Here is a 23,822-nt window from a genome sequence, read left to right on the forward strand (position 1 = left end):
TTCTTACTTAGCCCACTAGGTTACAAACCTCGCGCCGCGATTAAATAGCCCCTAATTTGAACAAATTTTAATCCGTAAAGATCAACAGACCCTAGGATAATAATGAGAACATTTCAGCTTTTAGGTTTTATACTTGCGATTGTTGGGTTTATTTTAGGCTACGTGATGCTAGCCCCAATTGATGGTGAAGCATCCGACGCTTCAGCAGGAGGAACAGGCATAGGCATTATGTTTATGGTGTTACCTATACTTGGTTGGTCTGCGTTAATATTAGTGCCCTCTTCAGTAGCATTGTTCAACCATAAAGTAAGAGAACGCAGTTATTTCAGAGGCAATTTTTGGCTAAACCTTTGGAAAGTAAACCTAGTTATTTCTTTTGGATATATTGCCGTTGTTCTATATTTTGCTTACATATGGTTTAAGGGCAGCATTGGCAATTAATAAGACTTTAAATGCCTAATACCTTTAATTCATTCTTACCTACTAACATCTAACCCAAACTAAGGACTAATAACCATCAGGTTTAACACCATTAGCATTAAACCTGACAGTCAAACTCCCCAGCCAACGTTAATTAGTCGGCATTAAATAAATCTCGCGCACGCTGTTGCGCTGGTTTGCTTCAATAGCAAACAGTACGGCGTCGGCTACATCTTGCGGGTCGAGTTTGTCGGGTTTAGCGTCATCAAAAAACGGGGTGTTTACCATGCCTGGTGCTATGGTTGTGCAGCGGCCGTTCCACTCGCTCATTTCCTCAGCTAAGTTTTGTCCAAAGCCATAAGCAAACCATTTAGTTGCACCGTAAATAGAGCCGCCAATTGGCTTACGGCCAGCGGCAGAGCTGGTTAATATAAAGTGACCTTTGTTTTGGCGTAAATGCGGCAGTGTTAGTTTTGCAGTCCACAGCAGCGCTTTAATGTTTATGTCGATCATCGCTGACCATTCATCTGGGTCACCTTTTTCGGTGCCTGCGGTTGAAACGCCCATGCCTGCGTTAGCAAAGGCTACATCTAATCGGCCAAACTTTTCAATGCCTTTGGCAACTACGTTTTCAAGTGCGGTAAAGTCTGTAGCATCTGCGGCTACGCCCAGCGCATTATTTGAGCCTAACGACTTTACTAACTTAGTTAACTTATCTTCGCGTCTAGCGGTAAGTATTACTTTATGACCATTATTTACAAGGGTTTTTGCGGTTGCTTCACCAATGCCACTTGAAGCGCCGGTTATGAGTACTATTTTTTCTTTTGCCATAGATAACCTCTTTAATGAACGTTAAAAACTTAAAGTCACCATACCAATAAACGATTAACCTACATTGAATAGTCGCTATAAATTAGCCATAAATGGCGGTGTTTTATATTCTAATAACCATGGTTTTTAGGCCGTTTATTAAAATTGAAATAAGTGATTAAAAAAGATAGGTTTAAATTTTTTATTCTATATACTCGCGCCACTTCTTTTGAAGTCGATTTTTATTAGATTTAACCATTATTTTGCTGAGTGTCAGCAACATTTATCGGAACAAACATGAAAGATAAACTTTTAGCGTTTTGGCAAAGCCATTCAGAAACAATCATCACTTTAGGGTACAAAGTGATTTTAGCGTTGGTGATTTTAATTGCGAGTGCCTTAATTGCACGCTCGGTTAAAAAAGCGATTAAAAACGCTAAATCGCCATTAAAAAAAGTGGATAGTACGCTGCTTCCTCTTTTATCGAGTATTGCTGGTTATTTAGTTTATATAATTGGCGGGCTATTTATTTTAGATATTTTTGGCGTAAACACGGCCAGTTTAATTGCGCTAATGGGTGCTGCTGGTTTAGCGATTGGTTTAGCCCTTAAAAATACGCTGAGCAATATTGCTGCGGGTATTATGCTGCTAATACTCAGACCTTTTAAAATAGGCGACTTTGTTGATGCCAGTGGCACGCTTGGTACTGTGAGTGAAATAAACCTATTTACCACTATTTTTAAAACCACCGACGGCCTTTATATTGCATCCCCTAACGGCAAAGTATGGGGTGGAAATATTAAAAACTTTACCCGTAATGGCAAAAGACGAATGGATATAGTGGTGGGTATTTCGTATGCCGACTCTATTGACGTTGGCTTAAATGTACTTAAAGAATTAGCCGCATCAGAGAGCCGATTACTCGCAGAGCCTGCCCCTAAAGTAATGGTGACATCAATAGGCGAAAGCGCAGTAAACATTCAATTACGTGCGTGGGCTGTTAATGGTGATTATTGGCAAACCGTGTGGGATTTAAATAAGCGCGTTAAAGAAGCTATTGAAAGTGCTGGGCTGAGTATTCCATTTCCGCAGCGTACGCTGCATATATCTGAGTCGATGGCCTCAGCAATAACGGTAAGTAATACCAATCCGTAATAATGCTTAATCAATTTGAGGAATTAAATCTGACGCTAACTGCGTTAAAAATTTCTAATATACGACTGCATGGATGCAGAAAGTAGAGCAATGCAGGAGCAATTAGTAATGACAACTAAATAACGAAATTTTTCCTTGTTATCAACATGATTGCCTTACCTCAAAATAGACCACTTAATTAAGCGAATTGGTATAAGGACGCTTAAATTTTATATTAAGTTTGGTGGTAAATTAGTATGACGTTTATTTTAATTGCTACAGATAGGTCAGGAAATCTACTTTTTTAAGATAAAGCAATATTACGGCTAATAAAGGCATAAAAAGTTAACCCTATATGGGTAAACGAAAGTGAATTTATACACTTTATTATATGACGAGTTTGGTGATATTAACGATTCAATAATACATGAATCGTATTGCATTTAAATCACATAGCTTTATTTATAAATGTTTTTATTCAATGGTATAGAGTTAAACTAGCAGGCCATTGATACCACCAAAACTATTACCGTATCGGTTCCAACCTAGGCCGAATGCGTTTGCTATGTTTAAATATACATTCGACATTCCTGCGTTATTCGCATTAATTGCAATACCTCTATTAATTGCATTACCCGCACCGCCTGCTAGGTATACTCCGGGGTTTTCTTGCTGGTGATTTCCGCCGCCCACCTCTGACATGACTAGTATTAAAGTGTTGTCGAGTAAGGTTCCACCATAAGCGGTATCGGGTCGAGCAGCGAGTTGATCCATTAAGTAACTGACCATTATATTATACCAGCGCGTTTGAGCATTAAATAAATTGGACTCGTTGTGCGAACTAACATGCGAGCGGGTTTCATTCCAGTAAAGTCGTGCACCACTGCCAAATTCGCCCATATAAGGGCGAATACTTGGAAAGTTAATTTGCAAAGATTCATCTTGTGCGCCCATAAATTGAAAACCTGCAGTACGTGTTACATTGGCTTGAAATGCCATTGCGATATTACGCATTTGTGCTCGAGCAACGGCTTCAGCTTCCTCATTTATACCGCTCATACCTACGTTAGGGCGGCTAAAACCAGTGCCATCGCCAATGTCGAGTGAACTATTTAATACATTTTTATAGTAGTCAAGAGATGCTTCGTGTGTGAGTAGCTTACCTTGCTGTTTTATATTTAAAGTGTTGTTTTTTAATAGATCAAGGTTTTCGTGAAGCGACTCTATTACTCTTTGACGACGTAGGTCGACAGGTGATAAGCCGTCTTGATTATCACTGTTAACAACATCAGCGAGTAGATTGTCATAGATCATTTGTGGATTATCGGGCACGTCAATTTTGTTGCGATTAATATTGGTAAACGGCATGTATTCGGAGCCTTTAGCCTTACTTGACCAACAGCCAACGTGTAGATTGTTGGTTAAGTTACCGCCCAGTGCATTACCTATTTCACTGTCAAATGAAGGGGCACCATCTACACCACCAGAAAAAATACCACGACACGCTTCTGGGTGGCCTGAGCTACCACCTTGGCCTGCATAGGTTAGATTTTTGATGGGAACTAAGTTGTTTATATGCTTGTTTAATGAACTCAGTGGGCTGGTGTCTAAACTGCTGGCACTTAATCCTCCAATATCATATGAATGCCATTTATCACGGACACACCCATTAGGGTAAAATACCATAATAAAGCGTCTAGCTTCACCGGCAGCAGCAAAGACTTTAGGTGCGAACGCAAATTGGCTAGCAAAGGCTGTGGTAAGCCCCGCTTTGGCTAGTATGCGGAGAAAATCACGACGTTGCATTTTATTTTTTAAAAACTTCATTTTGATGCCCGCTCCATTATTTGCGTAAGGTGTAGTTTTTGGTTTGAGTAAACTGGATCATCAGATCGAGTAACGTTGCGTTTGGGTCATCTTTAAATAGCTGGCCTAATACTTGTACTGTGCAGGTGTCCTCGCCGGTTTCGCGTTGACCACGTGTATAGCGATACCACTGACGTGCGTAACACGATTTACCGTGCGCGCTGTCCGCGATTAATTCAGCAAGTTCATCAATGCCTTGATAGGGAACTACAGGTTCGCTGGCTGATAGGAAAGTTTCAGCTGAGAATAAACTGCCAATGTAACCTGATGAGTCAATAAATTTAACTTGCCCATCGCCAGTGGTTTCGGTTGTGGTATAAACTCCGATCTCGTTGTAGTTTTCAAATCCGAACCCTATCCCGTCAATGTATTGGTGGCACGACTGACAATCATTTTGTAAATGAGCGGTTTCAAATCGTTCTCGTACCGTTAAACTTGGGTCGTCTTGTGGCTTTAATACTGCCCCAATAGGTGGCGGTGGGAAGTCTTGACACATGAGATTACGGCGAACAAATAGTCCTCGTTTCACTGGATGCGTTTTTTCTGATGCAGATTGCAAAGTTAAAATCCCAGCATGGCCTAATATGCCTCGACGTTCACTGTTACCTGCATCTACCTCGTTACTTTCGCCAGTGCCATCGTTGTAATTGACTTGCTGCCATTGGTCGCCACCAGGCCACTGCAAGCCATAATGTTCTGCTAATTGCTGGGTCATAAAGCTATAATCTGCTGTGAGTAATTCGCGATATTGCCCTCCACCAAATACAGTACGACGCACAAATTCAATGGTCTCTTGTTTCATATCTGCTTTTAAGCTGTCGCTAAGTGTCGACGTTTTAATATCCTTGTCTAGGTCTAGCCAGCCTGTAATAAAACGTTCGAAAGCTGTTTCTGCACGAGCATCTTGTAGCATGTTGCCAAGTGTTGCGGCAATTTGCGTAGGGGTACTGAGTTCGCCTGCATCAGCCTTTGCCATTAGTTCGGGGCTTGGTGTTGTTGCCCAGTATGTATACGATAGCAAGGTGGCGATTTCGTAATCAGTTAGTTCAAAATAACCAGCGCCATTGCTCTCGCCTACTTCTGAGCGATATAACATTGCTGGGGCTGATAGTATTGCTGACAACACGCCTATATTGCCATGCTCATTATAAACCGAGGTCAAGTCGGTTAATTCCGTTGGCGTTAACGGACGACGAAATGCGCGTTTTCCAAAGTCATTAATAAAACAGCTGATATCGTTACAATTTAAAGTCAAACTATAAATATTATCGACCATCATAGCGGCTGTTTCTGCTGCAACAACGTAGCCTTTTGCGTAATCATTGGTAAATAAAGTATTGGCACTGGTTTTGAAACCGTTTACTGGAATATCCGCAGGGATACGACCAGAGGTAACATCTACGTTGTTTTCCAAGGCGAATAAATCACGAATTGAATTGTTGTATTCTAAAGTCGATAGCAAACGATAGCTGCGATTTTGAGGAATTAAGTCATCTAAGTCAGTTGAATTACATATGTTAGTTGGGGCCGTGTAAGCTTCGGCTAAAATTAAGCTCGCGGTAGATGTGGCACAGTCACCAGTACAAGCTGCTGCATTACCGAATGGCATATTGTTTTCGATATAAGCCGTTAAGCTGTTTAAGTCATAACGATTAATAGCATTAAGTAAGGACTTTCCTCCGATATTTTGAGCGCCATCACTGCCGTGACAACCTGCGCACCCTTGATTATTATAAAACGTACGTCCCGTTAGATAAGGGTCGCTTACGCTATTAAATACAGCTAACAAGGTGTATGACAATGCATCACCCACTACTAATTGTGTATTCTCTTGACTTGGGTTGACTAAGTAAGCGACACCAGAACCTTCCCAGCCAGAAAATTCAAGCCCAGTGGCTGCGGCGTCTGCATTGATATTGACGACTGTACCGGTGGCAAAGAGCTTACCTGATAAATTGGCACTGTTATTTAAAGTAACCGTGCCATTACCGACCTGAACTTGGCTCCCTGTTTCAACTCCATTACTGGTAGGTGCGGCGGTTAACCATGTATCGTCGTACCACATTGGGCTGGCAATATTAGCCGTTAAATCAGCTGTTTGATTTACTCCGTTATTGCTGAATATTATATTAATATTCCCATTACTGTTTGCCCATGTGGCTGGGAGTGTTAAGCGCAGCCATGTATCACCAAATAAGTTGGCAGACGTATTTAACTCGTTTCCCGGCCAATCTGCTGATCGAGTTGTTAATGTCGCATTTTCATTAGACCAAATATAAGCACTTGGTGTATCCCAATTACTTGGCACATTAAAGTAAACATATTGCCCAGCACCTTGGTTAACAACTGTTACGCTCGCTGTTTGTGTTTGATAGGTTGCAGTAACAATGGCAGTACCTGCCGTATTACCCGCAGTCATTAGCCCTGTTGAGCTGACACTGACAATAGATTCGTCACTGGTTAACCAGTTTGCGGCTAAGGTGATGCCTTCATTTTCGCCATTCGTGTAAGCTACAGCTGCTAATTGCTGGCTTTCACCCGCAATTAGGTTTGGAAGGGGTGTACTTATAATCGAAATTTGATCTATTGGATCGGCGTTTTTTGTGGTTGTATTCGTGGTCACCGCGATACTATCAGTATTCGTGCCACTGGCAATTAGCTGATAATAATAGGTTGTGTTGCTCGTTAGGCCGTTATCAAAAAATTCATTGCTGTTTTGGCTTAATGTTATTATTGGGCTAAAGGGGCCTGCGTTATTAATTGAGCGACTAAGGATGTAGCTTTGTTCGTCATCTGCTACATCATTCCACGTTAAGATGATTGAGTTTGACCCAGTTGAAGTGGCACTAAAATTGGTGGGTTGATTTGGCGCACCAAGCACCGTTATATCAATGCTTCCTATTTGTCCCATATAGTCAGCCCAAACAGTTGTATTACCTGCGTTACCGGCCGTTGAGGTGACAATTGGTTCACTCCCTAAAGGGTTAAGTATCTCAGTATTACTTGATGACCATGTAACAGGGTTGGTTGGTATGCTTTCAAATCCATTATCGTACATTGCATATGTGGAGAGTGTGACGCGGCTGTTTGGTACAATAGCAGTTTCGTCAATGGGCTCATCCAGTGCTACGATTAAGCCTGTTTGTGTTGCACTTTGTCCGTCTATCCAATCTGCAATTAGTTGGGCTGCAAGTGGATTCGTTAATGTGCTTCCTTTAGGCATGCGGTTGGCATCGTCTGTTTGATAGATATGTAATAAACTAGCGCTATGGTTAAAAGGTAACATGCGATAAACATCGGAACGTTTAACATTCATAATATCCATTTTGTTAACTGGCGTATCGTAATTTAAATCCATTAGGCTGCCATCATGACAGTGAGCACAGTTGGTATCTAAATAAGCACGCGCTCTTTTGTCTAAGTTAGCACTCGTATTTTGTGGATCTGGGTACGCAGTAAAGCTGTCTGCGCTAGCAATAGGGGGACCAAACAAGGCGAGTTGATTAAAAAGATTGATTTGATTAGCAACCACGCCTTGATAATTAAAATCACGATTTAATTGCGCAGTGCTTATTGCAAGCGGTTCTTTACTGCCAGTACCTAAATGGCATGAGGTACATTCAGCGCCTGATCTTACTTGGCGTATTATGTTACGCAGTGAGCCATTATAAAATTGCTCAACCGTTTCGTTAAACGCTTGTGTGACTAAATTGGCATCAGTACCTTGTGCGTTCCAGCGGTAATTTGCCGATGCCCAGTTGCCTGCATTTTGCTTAAATAAAACAGAGGTTTCAAAGGGGGTCGATCTTGTCGTACTGTCTTCAGTTGATTCTATCTGGGTCGGCAAAGATAGGTGTTTAACCAATACGCTGCCAATGGGTAAATTCCAAATATCATCAGGGTTAAATTCGACCACACTCTCATTAGGAATAGCAACAAAATGACGGGCTATTAAGCCGTCGAACCAACCGTCAGAGTTTACATCGTATTCTATCACGCCATGGACCGGGTATTGATGAATTAAATCGGCAAATAATCCCGTTTTTGATAGTTTATTAGGAATAACAGCTGCTTGCGTATCGCTGTCAACCATTCGGTAAATAATTGATAATCCGCCGTACTCTGCGCCATGCGAAGTGACAAATATAGCCTCGCCACTCATATCGGTGCCAAAAGATGAAATATTACCCGCAAAGGCATCGCTCACTAGCTGGTTTGTGTCGCCTTGAACAGCAGACCAAATCTTTTTACTGACATAATCACCGTATATGAAACGCCCATTTAGCGCGGGGAATGCAGTGCCACGGTAAACGAATCCGCCAATAATAGAGACTGATCCTGTATCATGTGCATAACCACCAACAGGTGCAATTAAATCATTACTGCATGTTCGTGTGTTATTTGGATCTCCCCCATCACTCCCTCTGTGATTAAGCCCTTCACAAATAGGCCAGCCATAGTTACCACCCGCTTCAATAATATTGATTTCTTCAAATCCAGCTTGCCCAACCTCGGTTTGCCACAGTAAGTAAGGTGCTTCACTGTCAAAGCTAAATCGCCAAGGGTTGCGGTGACCATATGACCAGATTTCGTCACGCACATTAGCATCATCTATAAATGGATTGTCGGATGGGATATCGTAATACAATCCTTTGATGTTAGGTGTTTCGCGCATAATAAGGCGAATAAAGCTGCCACGTAAATTAGTGGTTTGTTGTGAGCTATTATTGGTTCTTGGATCGGGTTGAGTAGGTGTAATGGCTGTATCACCGTATGCACCATCGCCAATACTCATATAAAATTCACCTGTTACGGGGTGAAATTGCATCATACTGCCTTTATGATCAGGACCAGGCTGCGGTATGCGTAATACCTCAACACGAGCACTTACTTGTGTTGGATTACTAGCATCATTTAAAGTAATTCGCTCTAGTACGCCATCACCAAAGGCGCCGTTATCACTTTCTGTATCGCTATTACCTTCTATATAATAAATATAAGCAAAACGATTACTTGCAAAATTAGGGTGAAATGCAATCGCAAGTAAACCTTGTTCGTGATAATCGCGGACCTCACTACTAATGTCGATGAGTGTATTTACTTGCGCGCTAGTCACGTTTGAATTGTTAGGGAAAACAAATACCTTACCTGACTTATCGACCACATAAATTAAGTCATTTAGACCGTCATTGGTCACCATAACCGGCGAGCTAAAGGCGTCATTTAGTGCAGGAAAAGCGAATTCGTACTTATAATTACCAGACGATACATTTCCTATAAGTGGGAAATTTAGGGGAGCTGAGAGTTTAGGCCTTTCTGGCATACCTTGCGTGACATTTACGACTGTTAGGTTAAACGAGTCTTGATTACCATTAGCCAAGGTAACAGTCACATTGAATGTCCCTGTTGTACTTAGGGTTGGCGTAATGACACTTGCCCCTGTTAAAGTGCCAGTCCACGCTGTACTTTGCCAGCTTGCGTTATCAATATTACCCAATGAATCAGCACTTTCAGCAACTGTTAACGCTATTTTTGTATTCACATTGACGCTGCGATCGCCGCCCGCATGGACGTTTGAAGTTATCAACATGCCACATGAGGCTAAGCTCATCCATTCATTATTTTTATAACAGGCATTGGGCGTAATCATGGCTAAATCGTTAGTTTGGCCATTACCAATGCCATTATTAAAAATAACGTTCATTGAAGTTAATTCAACCATTGGATCGTAGCAGACATACTCGCCGACTTGCGTCATTGCTTCACCTGGCCAGTTAAAATTATCCAGTGTGTCAGCAGGTGTCGAGTCCCACATGTAAATAGTGGGGGTTTGATAATTAGCCGTATTATCGTAGCAAATACTCGTTGCGGTGACCGTTTGTGTATTTTTGGGAATAACGGTGACCACTATTATATCACTGCTGGTTGCGCCTTGATTATCAGTTACGGTTAAAGTAACCGTATAACTTCCCGGCGTGTTGTAAACAGCTAAAGGAGATATTCCCGTTAACTGATTACTCCAATTGTAGTTTGTAATATTACCATCGGGATCAAATGATGCACTGGCACTAAGTGTGAATGTAATGCCTTCAATTACTTCAATATCTTCTCCTGCATTGGCAGTCGGAGCAATGTTAGGGAGTGGGCTCGAGACCGCTAGTGCACAATCAGCGAGCGATTTCCAAGTCCCACTTTGCCAACAATTATTAGGGCTATTCATTAATAAATCAAGCGTTTGTGGATTACCGTCATTACTAAAAATGAGGTTAATACCGTCTATAGGAACCCCTGGGTCATAACAATAAAAACTGCCCTCAATAAACATCTCGTGGCCTGGCCAATTGGTATTGTTAACGGAACCAGTCGGTATTGAGTTCCATAAATGAAGCGTTGGATTGTTGTATTTATTTGGATTATCAAAACAAATTGCGGTGGGGTTAACTGCGGCCAAAAGTGGTTTCGAAACGAAAAGAATACATAGAGATAATAGGAAAAAAAGTGTATTTAAGGCCAAAAAATAATTAAAAGAGGTAAAGCAACGACATCGCTCAACCTGACGACAGCTCTCACTAATATTATTTGTAGACATTATTACCACCTGCTTAAGACTATTAACTTTCGATAGTTAACAATATCACAACATATTTATTTACAAAAATGAGCGCTCAAAGCAAAAGCAGATAAAAGTAATGAAGAGTTATTCAATTTAATTTGAGTTATATTTGTTTTAAAACATGGTGTTAATTATTATTTTTACGTTATTGATATGCTTTTTATTGCTCGAGAATTAACTTTTTATGCGTAATCTTAAAGCAAATTGAGGTAAGGTATATTCTTTATTAAAACGTTGAAAACAATCGCCTTTTGTTTTTCTTGAGCCGTAATATATTTTATGCATACGTATTCACTTGGTTAACATTAAACATTCATTAAATATTCATTAAATTAACGTGGCAGGATCGTGGCTATTTTATGTTGGGAGTCTTAACTTGTTAAACTTTAGAAGTGTTATCTCATTTCCTTCACTGTTTCATAAAATGAATAAAGAGCCGTTATTATCTGAGTTGAAGTAACCGTGAAACTAAATTGCTTTGTGATTTTATTCTATATCGACAGAGTATGTTTATTTTTAGAGTTAAAATTGATTCAATGTAGGGACGCTCTAATTGCGGCGAAAGGTCTGTAATTTAGTGAACTTTATGATACCAATTTTATTACAAATATGGTCATTTTAACGTGTTAGACAACTCATTAAATACTTTAAATCATTCATATATAACAATCAACTACCAGAGTTTAGGTCATTGTTAATACGCTGTTTTATAGCGCTATAATGGGCCGCTAATTTCATAAAGTTAGCATAACTGATCTTGCGTTATTCCATCTCACAAGGGATTAAGTGAAAATCGGGTAATAAAGAGCTAATCGCCCCTAGAACGAACCCAAAGGCACCGCATGTTTGGCATTTATACTGCGTTATTACCTCTTTATGAGGAATAACTACTCGAAATAGGCGTGGCCTACTAAACACCAAACACGTTACTGCAATTTAATTTCGAAAGAGCTTTCTCAGTTTAAATTACGATTGATTAACCTTCTAATTGAAAGTCGTACACTGAGCCTAAATTAAGTAGCTGCGTTAGCTCATCAAGTGCTTGGTAGCTCTCGGTGAGTAGAGCTGAGTCTGCAAAGTCACTTGCACCTAATTTGTCGCGGTAGTTACGTTTTGCCCAGTCACACAGTTGTGTATATTTAGTATCAGTTAAAATAACCTCTGGGTTTATTGCAGCAAGTTCTTGCTCGTTAAGGGCTACACGTAAACGCAAGCAAGCTGGGCCGCCACCATTTTGCATACTTTGGCGTAAATCAAAAAACTGTACTTGGTTTACTGGGTTATCAGCCATGATCATTTCTTCAATGTAGGCGTTAACTGCGCTGTTGCGTTTACACTCTTGTGGTGCCACTAACAGCATTGAACCATCTTCAAGGCTCACTAGCTGGCTGTTAAATAAATAGCTACTTACAGCGTCGGTAATACTTACTTTATCGGTAGGTACTTCAATAATGTAAAATTCTTTATTGCCCACATACGCTTCGCGAATATCTTGCAGTGCCAAAGCTTGGTTTAAAAATGCTTGCTGGTGGCACAGTAATACGTTGGCGTTACCTACTGCAATTACATCGTTATGAAACACGCCTTGATCTATTACGTCTGGATTTTGCTGTAGTAAAATTTGGCTTGAATCTTTTAAGTTATGTAAACGGCAAATTGCTTCTGAGGCTTCGAGTGTTTGCCTTGCAGGAAATTTAGCTGGTTTTGGTAATTGGCTGTTAAACGCGCTGGCACCAAATACAAACATTTCAAGGCCTTGCTCGCCGTGGCTGTCACAAAAACGAGTATGGTTTGCTGCACCTTCGTCGCCAAAAAAGCCTTGGTCGGGTAAATGGGTATGGTGCGCAAAGTATTTGTCGTTGTTAAACATCGCTTTTAATAAGCGTGTAGTGGTTGCAGGCTCTAATGAACGATGAAACTTATTATTTAAATTAGCTGAAGTAAAATGTACTTTGCCGTCGGTTGTATCAGGAGATGGCGATACCGTAGCGGCATTGGCTGTCCACATTGCTGACGCTGAATAACACGCGCGTAATAAAATAGGATCAGCTTTAAATGCTTTATGAATTACTTGTGCATCATTACCGGTAAAGCCTAAGCGGCGCAGTACGTTTAAGTCGGGGCGCGCATGAGGGGCAAATACACCTTGAGTTAGGCCTTTGTCGTGCATCGCTTTCATTTTTTCAAGGCCTTGAAGCACTGCCTCTTGAGGATTTGAAAAGCTTGCTGCGTTATTTAACGAGGCAACATTACCATACGATAAACCAGCGTAGTTGTGAGTAGGGCCAACTAAGCCATCAAAATTAACTTCCAAAGCGTGCATACACGTTCCAACTAAAAATTTTCAATAGGATACAACAATACAACGCAATAAGGCTGCTTGCAAAGTTATAAACGCAGTGTTTTTACTAATTTTTTCGATGTTTTTAAATGTGGAGTTTATTACAAGGGGGTTGTCTTTATATTGAACGATTAATTTGAAGTTTAATTAAAATGTACACATAAATTGCATAGTGTGCAAAAGCTTAGCCTAAAGTAGATTTTTACATTTAAGCTTTATGCCAAGCCTTTACACAATACGATGTTACTTAACATAGACGCGCTCTTTGTCAGCGGTGGTATGGGTATTTGTTGGATCATTAACTTGCCAAACGCTAATGTCTAAACGCCATAAAAGGTAAAGGGTATGGTATAAGTTGAACATGGTTTTTCCTTGGTATTTTCACTGAACACATCAGTTTATAGGAAGAAGTATGCCAACATTAACTTGAATATTTTATGAATAGAAATCAGGTATTTAGTATTTAAGTGTAAATACGTACTAAAGCATTAGCACCAAAGCGGTGATGTATTTTTAAAATGTGCACCAGTGTGGTGTGTTTTTAACAAAAAGCCCTGCAACTATTGGGTCACTTAAATGTGCAAGGCTTTTTAAAAAATGTAGTCACTTAATAAGTAAATTAGCGGCCTACTTTTCCTTTTACTAAAGGCTCGAACGACATTACTTTAAACTTACCGTGGCTTTGATTTTTGCCATTATTAAGTACAGGCGAATTATGTAAATCGTCAACGGTAAAGTATATTTTATGATCAGCCCCGTAACTAAAGCCATCAGGCCAGCTCAAACGTTCGTCTTTAAATAATACTTCGTAGTTGCCAGTGGGTTTAACTACGCCAATTGCGCCATTGGTTATGTCGGTTACATATACGTTACCGCCGCCATCAACAATAATACCGTCTGAAATTGGCTTAGTGCCGTAACGCGTAACTTTGTCTTCAAGCGCTTTAGCCCAAAGGCTCTCGTTATTTATATCGCTGGTGGCAATGCGGTAAACCGACGTGCCCGACATTGAGCCAAAGTAAAGCCAGTCTTCGTTAGGGTCAAGCGTAATAGGGTTAACACCTAAGCGGGCAGGTTGTCCGCCAAGGCTCATTGTGCGCCCATCAATAACCATATCGATATTTTCGGCTGTGGTGTAATGGCTATTTTGTAATACTCTGCGTGCTACACCTGTTTTAAGGTTTACCGTAATAATAGCGGCTTGGCTGCCTTGGGCTGTGTCGGCAATGTATACAACGCCATGCTTATTATCGATGACTAAATCGTTTAAAAACGAGGTGTCGGTAATGGTCGGTTTAGCCAGATAAATAATTTTGTGCAGTTGCTCTTTGTTTGTATCCCAACCTACTAAGCGCCCAGCGTGATCGGGCCCTGAAGTGTCAAGCATCCATAACACGCCATCGCTTGATACGTTTATGCCAAGTACGTCGTAAAAACCTTTACCGTTATTGTACGCGTATGCCCACTCTTCATTAGGGTAGGGTTTAGTTGTACCATCGCTTAAAAGCTCCATAATTTTTTGCTTTTGGCCAAAAAAGCCATGTACAGATAAAAATTTTCTGCCCGATGGGGTAATAGCAATGTTGCCCGGTGGGTGCTGCGCATCAAATGTGGCTACTGTTTTTAAATCAGCATTTTGGCCAGCGGTGTTAGCAGTTACGGCGCTGCTACCTAAAAGTGCCGTGCTACACGCCGCTGCTAATAGTAATTTTTTAATATGAGTCATTTTTAAAACCTTTTAAAACCTTTTAAAACACGTTTATTGTTTAAAAATTAAGAGCCTAATCGGCTAAGTCGTTTACTACTAAATCGAGCAGCTGCATTAACTGCTTCGCTTGTGTTGCATCTACACTATCAAATTTACATAAAATATTTTTAGGAATATCTACTGCTTTTAACTTAAGTGATTGGCCATGCTGGGTTAGCTGCACTAGGCGTTTGCGTTTGTCGTGCTCATCTTTAATAACAGCCAGTAATGATTTGTCGCTCATTTTTTTGAGTATTTGGGTCATAGCACCGCCGTCTATCGCGGTTTTATCTATTAGCTCTGCAATTGTTATTTCGTCTTGCTCCCACAGCGCCATCATTACTACGTATTGCGGGTAAGTTAAATTTAGCTCGTTTAAAGGCTCGCGATACGCACGCGCAATGCTGTTAGATGCCATGTATAACCGATGGCATAACTGATTTTTTAACTTTAATTGCTCAAACGGCATAACGTTATCCTTTATTTCGATACATGCTATTTTAATTTGCATGCAAAGTATTTGCAATCTCTAATTACTTGTTCTATTATTTTGCACACAAACTAAATTAATTACTAAACTTTGGAGTTCATTATGAATGTATTACAAAACGTAGCTTACACTGCAAAAGCAACTGCAACTGGCGGCCGTGAAGGCGTAGCTAAATCTGATGATGGTCGTTTAGATGTAAATTTATCAACACCTAAAGGTTTAGGCGGAGACGACGGACAAGGCACTAACCCAGAGCAATTATTTGCCGCAGGCTATGCAGCATGTTTTATTGGTGCACTTAAATTTGTAGCAGGTAGCGAAAAAATAGATTTACCAAGCGACACGCATATTAATTCACAAGTGTCTATTGGTGCTATTGAAGGCGGTTTTGGTATTGCGGTAAAACTCGCTGTATCACTAGGTGATATGGATAAAGCTGCAGCGCAAACGCTTGTAGATAAAGCACACCAAGTATGCCCATATTCAAACGCAACACGTGGCAATATTGAAGTAGAGCTTTCAGTTATTTAATAACTAAATAAAGAAAAGTTATAAAAGCACACAACGACAATTAGTCGTTGTGTGCTTTTTTGCGTTTAAGGCATAAAAAATAAATATACGATAAATCGTATATTCACTATTCCATATGTTGTTATTTTGTTTTATTGTGGATGCATAAGCACAGTGAGGACAGTATGGAACAATTCAACCCACTTCAATTTTATAAATGCCTAGCGGACGATACACGTTTAAAAGCAATGCTGCTAATTAGCCACGAAGAAGAGCTGTGTGTATGCGAACTGGTTGCTGCACTTGAGCTAAGCCAGCCTAAAGTGTCTCGCCATTTAGCGCAGTTAAGGCAATGCGGATTATTGTGCGACCGTAAACAAAATCAATGGGTTTATTACAGTATTAATAAAGCCCTGCCAGAGTGGGCTAAAAATGTATTAACGCAAACGCTTACTGCTAACCCTTCATTTTATGAAAATGATTTAACGCGCTTAAACGCTATGGGTAATCGCCCTGAACGTATTACTAGCTGCTGTAACTAACTAATAAATTAACTTATTAAAGGTATTTAATTATGACTATTAAAGTAGGTATTAACGGTTTTGGCCGTATGGGGCGTTTAACTCTGCGTGCAGCAGTTGATTGGCCAGAAATAGAGTTTATTAAAGTAAATGATGTAGCGGGTGATGCTAAAACCCACGCACATTTAATTGAGTTTGACTCAGTACATGGGCGCTTAGCACAACTGGTTTCTAGTGATGATAATAGCTTTAGCGTGGGTAAGCACACGATTGCAGTTACCAACAACAAAACCATAAACGAAACTGATTGGTCTGATTGCGATGTAGTAATAGAGGCCAGCGGTAAAATGAAAACCACCGAGCTGTTAAATCAATATTTAGCACAAGGTGTTAAGCGTGTTGTGGTAACAGCACCTGTAAAAGAAGATGGTATTTTAAATGTAGTAATGGGTGTAAACGATGATCTTTATAACCCAAGTGAGCATAAAATTGTTACAGCCGCCTCGTGTACTACTAACTGTTTAGCGCCAATAGTAAAAGTACTGCAAGAAAAAGTGGGCATTAAGCACGGCTCAATGACTACTATTCACGACATTACTAATACTCAAACAATTATTGATGCCCCTCATAAAGATTTACGCCGTGCGCGTTCGTGCGGTACAAGCTTAATACCTACTACAACCGGTAGTGCAACGGCTATTACGCATATTTTCCCTGAGCTAAAAGGTAAATTAAACGGCCACGCCGTGCGCGTACCTCTTACTAACGCATCAATTACCGATTGTGTTTTTGAGCTCGAGCGAGGTGTTACACAAGATGAAGTAAACACGTGGTTTAAAAACGCTGCAAATAACGAGCTAAAAGACATTTTAGGCTACGAAGAAAAGCCGCTTGTATCTATAGATTACAAAACAGATCCGCGCAGCTGCACTATTGATGCGCTTTCAACCATGGTAATTAACAACACTCAACTTAAATTATACGCTTGGTACGATAACGAATGGGGCTATGCAAACCGTACTGCTGAGCTAATGCTTAAAGTTGCACAAAGTGATTTGGCTTAATCTCGTTTAAAAAGGTTTAACGCTATGCTTGCGCAGTTGGCTAATTTACCAAGTTCTATAAAGCAATATTTAATAATTACCGGTAACTATTGGGCATTTACTTTAACTGATGGTGCGCTACGCATGTTGGTGGTGCTGTATTTTCATCAGTTGGGTTATGGTGCATTTGCGATAGCCATGTTGTTTTTGTTTTATGAAATATTTGGGGTGATCACCAATTTAGTAGGTGGTTGGCTTGGCGCGCATTTAGGGTTGAACAAAACCATGAATGTAGGGCTTGGGCTACAACTTGTCGCTTTAGGCATGCTTTGTGTGCCAGGGGATTGGCTAACCGTTGCCTATGTTATGGCAGCGCAAGCACTGAGTGGCATAGCTAAAGACTTAAATAAAATGAGTGCAAAGAGCGCCATTAAGTATTTAGTACCGCAAGACGATGCAGGGCAAAGCCAATTATATAAATGGATTGCCATACTTACCGGCTCTAAAAATGCTTTAAAAGGGGTGGGCTTTTTTTTAGGCGGCTTATTACTAACTGTATTTGGTTTTGTGGGAGCATTAATAAGTCTAATTATTTTACTTAGTGTTGCGTGGGTTATTAGTTTAATTTTTTTAAAAGGCGATATTGGTAAAGCTAAAAACAAACCTAAGTTTAAAGAATTATTTTCTAAATCGCGGGCAATTAACTTACTTAGCGCAGCGCGTTTATGCTTGTTTGCAGCGCGCGATGTATGGTTTGTAGTTGCACTACCTGTTTACTTAGCCGCTCAGTTTAACTGGGATCATTGGTGGGTCAGCGGCTTTATGGCTTTGTGGGTAATTGCTTATGGGCTGGTGCAATCGCAAGCACCGCGAATAACTGGGCAAGGTGATTCAACTTCACATTCGGTCAAAAAAGCATACTGGTGGGTTGCTTTATTAAGTGGTGTAACTGGCATTTTGGCGTTGTTGATGCAATTGGATATAGCGGTACATTTTACGCTTGTAATAGGCTTACTTATTTTTGGTGGAGTATTTGCTGTAAATTCATCGCTGCACAGTTACTTAATAGTAAGTTTTGCTAAAAATGATGGGGTGTCACTCGACGTAGGCTTTTATTATATGGCCAATGCGATAGGGCGTTTGCTTGGTACGGTGCTTTCTGGTTGGGTTTTTCAAGTATATGGGCTTAGTGCGTGTTTATGGGTAAGTGTTTGTTTGTTAATAATGGCGACAATTACGACGGCATACCTGAAAAAGCAGTAAAAACCCAATTAATTGTATTAAATTCAAATTGTTTGATGATATTCATAGCTTCATTTTTTAAAACTACTAAACTATAGCTGTAGATTTAATCAAAAGGTGTATGGAATGCGGGAAATATCGTTAGCAAAAAAGTTACTCTGGCTTACCGTCGGGAGTATATTTATTACAGTATTGGTACTTTCTAGTGTTTTATGGTGGGAATTATCATCAAGCAATGAGCAGTTAGCGAGCAAATCTGAAGAGTATATCGTTGCTGAGGTTGAAGAAAAACTTAATGCTAATGCTGCAGTATATGGTGAACGAATTGCTGGCTTTGTTAACGAGGCTTACCGAGTTCCGTATTCATTAGCCGCATTACTTGGTGATGCTGCAAAACAAAATACGCTAAGTAGAGATACAGTTGTAAGCATAAACCGCTCTATTTTAGAAAATAATACACTTTTATCTTCTATTTATTCTCAGTTCGAAGCTAATGCTTTTGATGGACAAGATGCTCAATTCCAGCGGGGCTTTAAGCATTCTGTTGATGGTGATGGCACGCTCGAAGTCTATATTACTCGGGACGAGAATGGTACGGTAGAACAGCAAAAAGTGGCTAATGCAGCTGACAAATATATAACAAATTTGAACGAATTTGGACTTCGCGAAGCTGAATGGTACTTATGTGCAAAGGATACGCTCACACCATGTATTATGGAGCCTTACCTTTACGAAATTCCGTCTGGTGATTCGGTAATGTTAACGTCATTAACAGTGCCAATTTTAAAATCTGGGCAGTTTATTGGTTTAGCTGGCGTAGACTTAACACTTCCTACTTTTCAAGTGATGACTGAACAGCTTTCTAAACAACTCTATAACGGTAAAGCAAAAGTAACATTATTGAGTGACATAGGCTTAATTGTTGGCAGTAGCCATTATAAAACTAAACTAGGGCGTCCACTAAAAGAAGCGATTAGCTCATCGTTGTACAACGATATTGAAAAGTCAAAAGGACAAAGCGGTATTTTTAAGGTTAATAACGAGTACCTTGTTAATTACCCTATCAATATTAAACTTGCCAATAAGCAGTGGTCTTTAATTATTGAAGTACCAACAGAGCTTGCGCTCGCAGGTCCTGAAGCGTTGGCTGAAAACATGCAAAAAACTGCAGCATCGTTAGGGTCTATTATTTTAGTAACCGGTTTAGCTATAGCTGCAATTGCATTTGTTATAATGAAATTAGTGGTTGGCGGCATCGTTGCACCGCTTCGACAAATTCAACAACGTGTTGATAACCTTGCAAGCTCTGAGGGTGATTTAACGCATACATTGCATGTTGATAGCCACGCTGAACTTATTGCATTAGCTGGTGGGTTTAATCGATTTTTAGCAAAACTACGTGATTTAATTTCTGAACTAAAAGCGGTGTCTGAGCAAACCAAACAGCAAGGCGAGATAGCGCAACACATTGCCATAGATACAAAGCAAAATGTGCAATCGCAATTTCAAGAAATTGAAAGTGTGGTAACGGCTATGAACGAAATGAGCGCAACAGCACTCGAAGTTGCCAGAGCATCAGAACAGTCAGCGCAGCAGGCAGATGAAATTAATGGCTTAGTGGTTAGTAGTGAGTCGAGTTTGTCGTCAGCGATGAGCCAAGTTAAAACTATGTCTGAAGAAATTAAAGAAGCTAACCAAGCGGTTGAAAAAGTAGCATCGCGTAGTAAAGATATTACGCAAATTTTGGATGTGATCCGTACCATTTCAGAACAAACTAACTTATTGGCACTTAATGCGGCAATTGAAGCTGCGCGTGCTGGTGAACATGGCCGAGGCTTTGCGGTAGTTGCTGATGAGGTAAGAGCGCTTGCGTCTAAAACGCGTTCATCGACTGACGATATCAGTAAATTGATCGATAGTTTGTTACACGAAGTTGGCAATGCCTCAACTGTAATAGAAAAAGGCGTAGTGCGCGCACAAAGTGCTGTTGATGAAACCTCAATTGCATTTGATGCTCTTCACAGTGTAGTGGTTAAAGTTGATGAAATAACTAATCAAATTACACATATTGCCACGGCAGCTGAAGAGCAAAGTTTAGTAACTGAAGAAATAAATCGTAATTTAACACTTATATCAGATGCAGCTTCGCAGCTATCCGATTTATCGGCACAAGCAGGCGATAGCAGTGAAGTACTCAACAAGCTTGTAACGCAACAAGATTCAGAGCTTAATAAGTTAAAAACGTAATATTGAACGTAAAAAAATAAAAAGGCAGTAATTAAATTACTGCCTTTTTTAATTAAAACAAGCAGTTTATAGGTTTTTCATGAGCGCAAACATTTGATTGATCATAGGTTGGGCCAGTAGTTCAACGCCTGGGCGATTAAAATAACCACGTAACCCTGTAAACTGAATCTGAAAAAAACGTGCGTACTCAATAGCTGTTAATTTATCGCTCAACTCATTTTTTGCTATTGCTTGCTCGAAAAGTACAGTGAGATAACCTTCAAACTTAGCCGCTAAATCTAAACTCAATTCATATAAACTACTGTTTTTATCGGCAAACTCATTGTTAGCTTTTACTAACATACAGATTGCACTCGGGCTACAATCTTTGTTTTTAATTACCACATTTTCTACAAATGCACGTAAGCCACCTAAGGTTGTGTCTGACGAAGATAAAAAACCGTCAATTTGGCTTTTCATTTGCACCGTATAGTCTTTTAGTGACTCACTATATAGCCCTTCTTTTGAACCAAATGCAGAATAAATACTGCCTGGTCGCATATTAACGGCTTCTTGTAAGTCTCGCGTTGAGGTTGCATGAAAGCCTTTTTCCCAAAATAATTGGCTGGCAACACGAACAACATTTTCGCGTTCAAATTTAACCTTATTAACCATTTCATTCTCAATTAATTTGAACAGTTGCTCAATTTTAACTTGAACAGTCGCTCAAAATCAAATAGTATGTGTTTCGAAGTTACATAAACCTAATTATTTTTGGAGCTAAACATGGCAGAATTTACTTTATACACGGCAGAAAATGCACCAGAAGAAGCAAAACCACTTTTAGCTGATTCAGTAGCAGCATTTGGTATGCTTCCTAACTTACATGCAGTAATGGCTGAAGCACCAACATTACTTAAAGGTTACCAAGTACTGCATGACTTGTTTCAAAAAACGTCATTTAATGCAGAAGAGCTAACAGTAGTATGGCAATCAATTAACGTAGAGCACGACTGTCATTACTGTGTTCCTGCTCACAGTGGTATTGCAGCGGCAATGAAGGTTGATCAAGGTATTGTTGACGCACTTGTTAACAAAACACCACTTGAAAACCCTAAGCTAGAAACTCTTCGTGAAACTACACTCGCAATGACACGTGAACGTGGCGTGATCAGCGATGAGCAAATCGAAAAATTCTTTGCCGCAGGTTACGCTAAGCAACAACTACTTGAAATTATTGTAGGCTTGTCTCAAAAAGTAATGAGCAACTACACTAATCACCTTGCTGATACACCAGTAGATGATGCATTTAAAAAATACGTAAAATAAATACGGTTCTATAAATGACAATAGGCAGCTTAGGCTGCCTTTTTTGTGTTTATAAATTGCGATTATTTAAACTTAACGGCTTTTGTACTGCGTGTATAAATACGTTGTTCGGGCTTTGTCCACTCACCCTTTTTTAAATAAGAGATTGATACAATGAATTTATCGTCTTTTAAATCACTTGTAGACTTAACCTTAGTCACTCCCTCTTTACTGCCTGTTACTTCTTCGTAGGCTACAAACTGAGTCGGGCTTAATACTGTTATAGTGCCTTTTGTATAAAAACCTGCTGTTGTGAAGTAATAAAAGACGAGTGACTTTTTTTTGCTATCATAAAAAATCGTCGATTCGCCGCCATACTCACCCTCATTAATAGAGTGCATAGTACGAATAGCTTTACCGTTTAGCGTACGTTCCCACCTGCCGACATCCTGAACTGGCTTTGCGCCTGAGACTACCTTAAAGTCGGTTTGCCAAGTGCCTAAGTAAGGCTGAAATATTGCTAGCTCTTTATCGAGGGTTAAGTTGTTTTCGTCCGCGTAACTAAAAGTAAATGAACAGAGGAGCAACGCTAAGAATAACGCTTTAAAATGTGTCATAATTTAACTCTTATTTTTAAATTCTGTGCGTTCAGTATAGGTGATAATTAATTGATAAAAAAAGCCTTAATAACAATATCGAGTCTTTTTATTGCTTTAACTTGGCTAGCTTACATGCTTAGCTATATTGCTCTTTATATACCAATTTATCTCAGTATTTTGAGTATGTTAACATTTTTAATGTATGCTTGGGATAAGCGCAAAGCAATACAATCGGCACATAAAAAAGTAAACCGTACGCCTGAGCGCACGTTGCAATTACTTGCTCTGTGTGGTGGTTGGCCAGGTGCATTATTTGCACAACAATTACTACGTCATAAATCTAAAAAACGTCGTTTTATATTTGTGCTGTGGGTATGCATTGCAGTTAATTTAGGTGGGATCGTGTATTTTTGGTTGAATAGGGGGTATTTACTCGTTTGACTAAATAGAAGGTTTGCTGAGCTAACTTAACCTGAACTTTGGTAAATAATATATTACTCAGAGTTCAGGTTACTTAACAGTATAAATGGCTTACTGTTCAGATTGACTTGTTAGTGCTTCATCTAATCCAACAGTTAAAATAGTTTTTTTGTCAACAACGACCCATTTTCTGTAGGTTTGGTATCCAGCTCTGCTGACTTCAATATCGTATTTGCCTTCTTTTAGCTCAATGGCATCTTGATAGACCGGGTTTATGTTCATAATACGAACGCGAGCATCTGCGGGAGTCGTAATAACGGTTAATGAAATTGGTGCTACAACTTCTTCAACATCTACTTTGGCTTCGGTAACAACCTCAGTGACGACTTTATCAACTGTTGAGGTGGTTGAACAACCGCTTAGTAATAGGATGGCTGCAAGTGCGCTTAAGTTTTTCATCGATACTCCATTAAGTAATTTAAAAATGTTGAAGGTTACGAAAAATCTTGGAGGAGTGTCTTAAAAGCTCAAC

The 23,822-nt window shown here is 39.9% G+C and carries 18 protein-coding genes; 9 read left to right on the forward strand and 9 right to left on the reverse strand.

What is annotated here, in order from left to right; translation table 11 throughout:
- The first annotated feature begins 102 nt into the window (after nt 1-102).
- A complete protein-coding gene (locus DO88_RS07320; RefSeq protein ID WP_007377121.1) occupies nt 103-441 on the forward strand; it encodes a hypothetical protein in 339 nt (112 codons plus the stop codon).
- Between the two features lie 129 nt (nt 442-570).
- On the opposite strand, the gene DO88_RS07315 is transcribed toward DO88_RS07320, so the two are convergent.
- The gene (locus DO88_RS07315) at nt 571-1,251 is read right to left on the reverse strand and encodes an SDR family oxidoreductase (protein ID WP_007377120.1); all 681 of its coding nucleotides are present in this window, start codon (nt 1,249-1,251) and stop codon (nt 571-573) included.
- A gap of 276 nt (nt 1,252-1,527) precedes the next feature.
- On the opposite strand from DO88_RS07315, the gene DO88_RS07310 reads away from it, so the two are divergent.
- Nucleotides 1,528-2,385: a mechanosensitive ion channel family protein gene (locus DO88_RS07310; RefSeq protein WP_007377119.1), complete on the forward strand. Its 858-nt coding sequence runs from the start codon at nt 1,528-1,530 to the stop codon at nt 2,383-2,385.
- A gap of 471 nt (nt 2,386-2,856) precedes the next feature.
- Here DO88_RS07310 and DO88_RS07305 read toward each other — a convergent pair whose 3' ends face one another.
- From DO88_RS07305 to DO88_RS07285, 5 genes are all read right to left on the reverse strand, one after another.
- Nucleotides 2,857-4,191 carry a DUF1552 domain-containing protein gene (locus tag DO88_RS07305; RefSeq protein WP_033039786.1) on the reverse strand — a complete coding sequence of 445 codons (1,335 nt, stop codon included), beginning with the start codon at nt 4,189-4,191 and terminating at the stop codon, nt 2,857-2,859.
- A gap of 16 nt (nt 4,192-4,207) precedes the next feature.
- Nucleotides 4,208-10,681: a starch-binding protein gene (locus DO88_RS07300; RefSeq protein WP_232224809.1), complete on the reverse strand. Its 6,474-nt coding sequence runs from the start codon at nt 10,679-10,681 to the stop codon at nt 4,208-4,210.
- Between the two features lie 1,138 nt (nt 10,682-11,819).
- A complete protein-coding gene (astB, locus tag DO88_RS07295; RefSeq protein ID WP_033039790.1) occupies nt 11,820-13,166 on the reverse strand; it encodes an N-succinylarginine dihydrolase in 1,347 nt (448 codons plus the stop codon).
- Between the two features lie 637 nt (nt 13,167-13,803).
- Complete coding sequence (locus DO88_RS07290) at nt 13,804-14,910, reverse strand: L-dopachrome tautomerase-related protein (RefSeq protein WP_008137799.1); 1,107 nt, start codon at nt 14,908-14,910, stop codon at nt 13,804-13,806.
- A gap of 55 nt (nt 14,911-14,965) precedes the next feature.
- Entirely contained in the window at nt 14,966-15,400 is a 435-nt protein-coding gene (locus tag DO88_RS07285; RefSeq protein WP_033039792.1) for a MarR family winged helix-turn-helix transcriptional regulator, read from the reverse strand.
- A 123-nt stretch (nt 15,401-15,523) separates the two neighbouring features.
- Here DO88_RS07285 and DO88_RS07280 point away from each other — a divergent pair, with 123 nt between their 5' ends.
- The 5 genes from DO88_RS07280 (at nt 15,524) to DO88_RS07260 (ending at nt 20,984) form a co-directional block, all read left to right on the forward strand.
- Nucleotides 15,524-15,952, forward strand: a complete 429-nt coding sequence (locus DO88_RS07280) for an organic hydroperoxide resistance protein (RefSeq protein WP_024594483.1) — start codon at nt 15,524-15,526, stop codon at nt 15,950-15,952.
- 164 nt (nt 15,953-16,116) lie between these two features.
- Nucleotides 16,117-16,473 carry a metalloregulator ArsR/SmtB family transcription factor gene (locus DO88_RS07275; protein ID WP_033039794.1) on the forward strand — a complete coding sequence of 119 codons (357 nt, stop codon included), beginning with the start codon at nt 16,117-16,119 and terminating at the stop codon, nt 16,471-16,473.
- 32 nt (nt 16,474-16,505) lie between these two features.
- Nucleotides 16,506-17,516 carry an ArsJ-associated glyceraldehyde-3-phosphate dehydrogenase gene (locus DO88_RS07270; protein ID WP_007377111.1) on the forward strand — a complete coding sequence of 337 codons (1,011 nt, stop codon included), beginning with the start codon at nt 16,506-16,508 and terminating at the stop codon, nt 17,514-17,516.
- Between the two features lie 24 nt (nt 17,517-17,540).
- A complete protein-coding gene (gene arsJ / locus DO88_RS07265) occupies nt 17,541-18,758 on the forward strand; it encodes an organoarsenical effux MFS transporter ArsJ (RefSeq protein WP_007377110.1) in 1,218 nt (405 codons plus the stop codon).
- 105 nt (nt 18,759-18,863) lie between these two features.
- Nucleotides 18,864-20,984, forward strand: coding sequence for a methyl-accepting chemotaxis protein (locus tag DO88_RS07260; RefSeq protein WP_007377109.1), 2,121 nt, complete (start codon nt 18,864-18,866; stop codon nt 20,982-20,984).
- Nucleotides 20,985-21,050: 66 nt separating this feature from the next.
- Here the strand turns inward: DO88_RS07260 and DO88_RS07255 are convergent, their stop codons facing one another.
- A complete protein-coding gene (locus DO88_RS07255; RefSeq protein WP_007377108.1) occupies nt 21,051-21,638 on the reverse strand; it encodes a TetR/AcrR family transcriptional regulator in 588 nt (195 codons plus the stop codon).
- A gap of 111 nt (nt 21,639-21,749) precedes the next feature.
- Between DO88_RS07255 and DO88_RS07250 the strand changes: the two genes are divergently transcribed.
- Entirely contained in the window at nt 21,750-22,292 is a 543-nt protein-coding gene (locus DO88_RS07250; protein ID WP_007377107.1) for a carboxymuconolactone decarboxylase family protein, read from the forward strand.
- 62 nt (nt 22,293-22,354) lie between these two features.
- On the opposite strand, the gene DO88_RS07245 is transcribed toward DO88_RS07250, so the two are convergent.
- A complete protein-coding gene (locus DO88_RS07245; RefSeq protein WP_033028445.1) occupies nt 22,355-22,888 on the reverse strand; it encodes a hypothetical protein in 534 nt (177 codons plus the stop codon).
- A 51-nt stretch (nt 22,889-22,939) separates the two neighbouring features.
- Here DO88_RS07245 and DO88_RS07240 point away from each other — a divergent pair, with 51 nt between their 5' ends.
- Nucleotides 22,940-23,311 (forward strand): DUF1294 domain-containing protein, encoded by a 372-nt coding sequence (locus DO88_RS07240; RefSeq protein ID WP_033039797.1) that lies wholly within the window; start codon nt 22,940-22,942, stop codon nt 23,309-23,311.
- 90 nt (nt 23,312-23,401) lie between these two features.
- Here the strand turns inward: DO88_RS07240 and DO88_RS07235 are convergent, their stop codons facing one another.
- Entirely contained in the window at nt 23,402-23,749 is a 348-nt protein-coding gene (locus DO88_RS07235; RefSeq protein WP_007377104.1) for a hypothetical protein, read from the reverse strand.
- Between the last annotated feature and the right edge of the window lie 73 nt (nt 23,750-23,822).

It is taken from the genome of Pseudoalteromonas sp. S3431, from assembly GCF_000690035.1.
Lineage (GTDB): Bacteria > Pseudomonadota > Gammaproteobacteria > Enterobacterales > Alteromonadaceae > Pseudoalteromonas > Pseudoalteromonas fuliginea.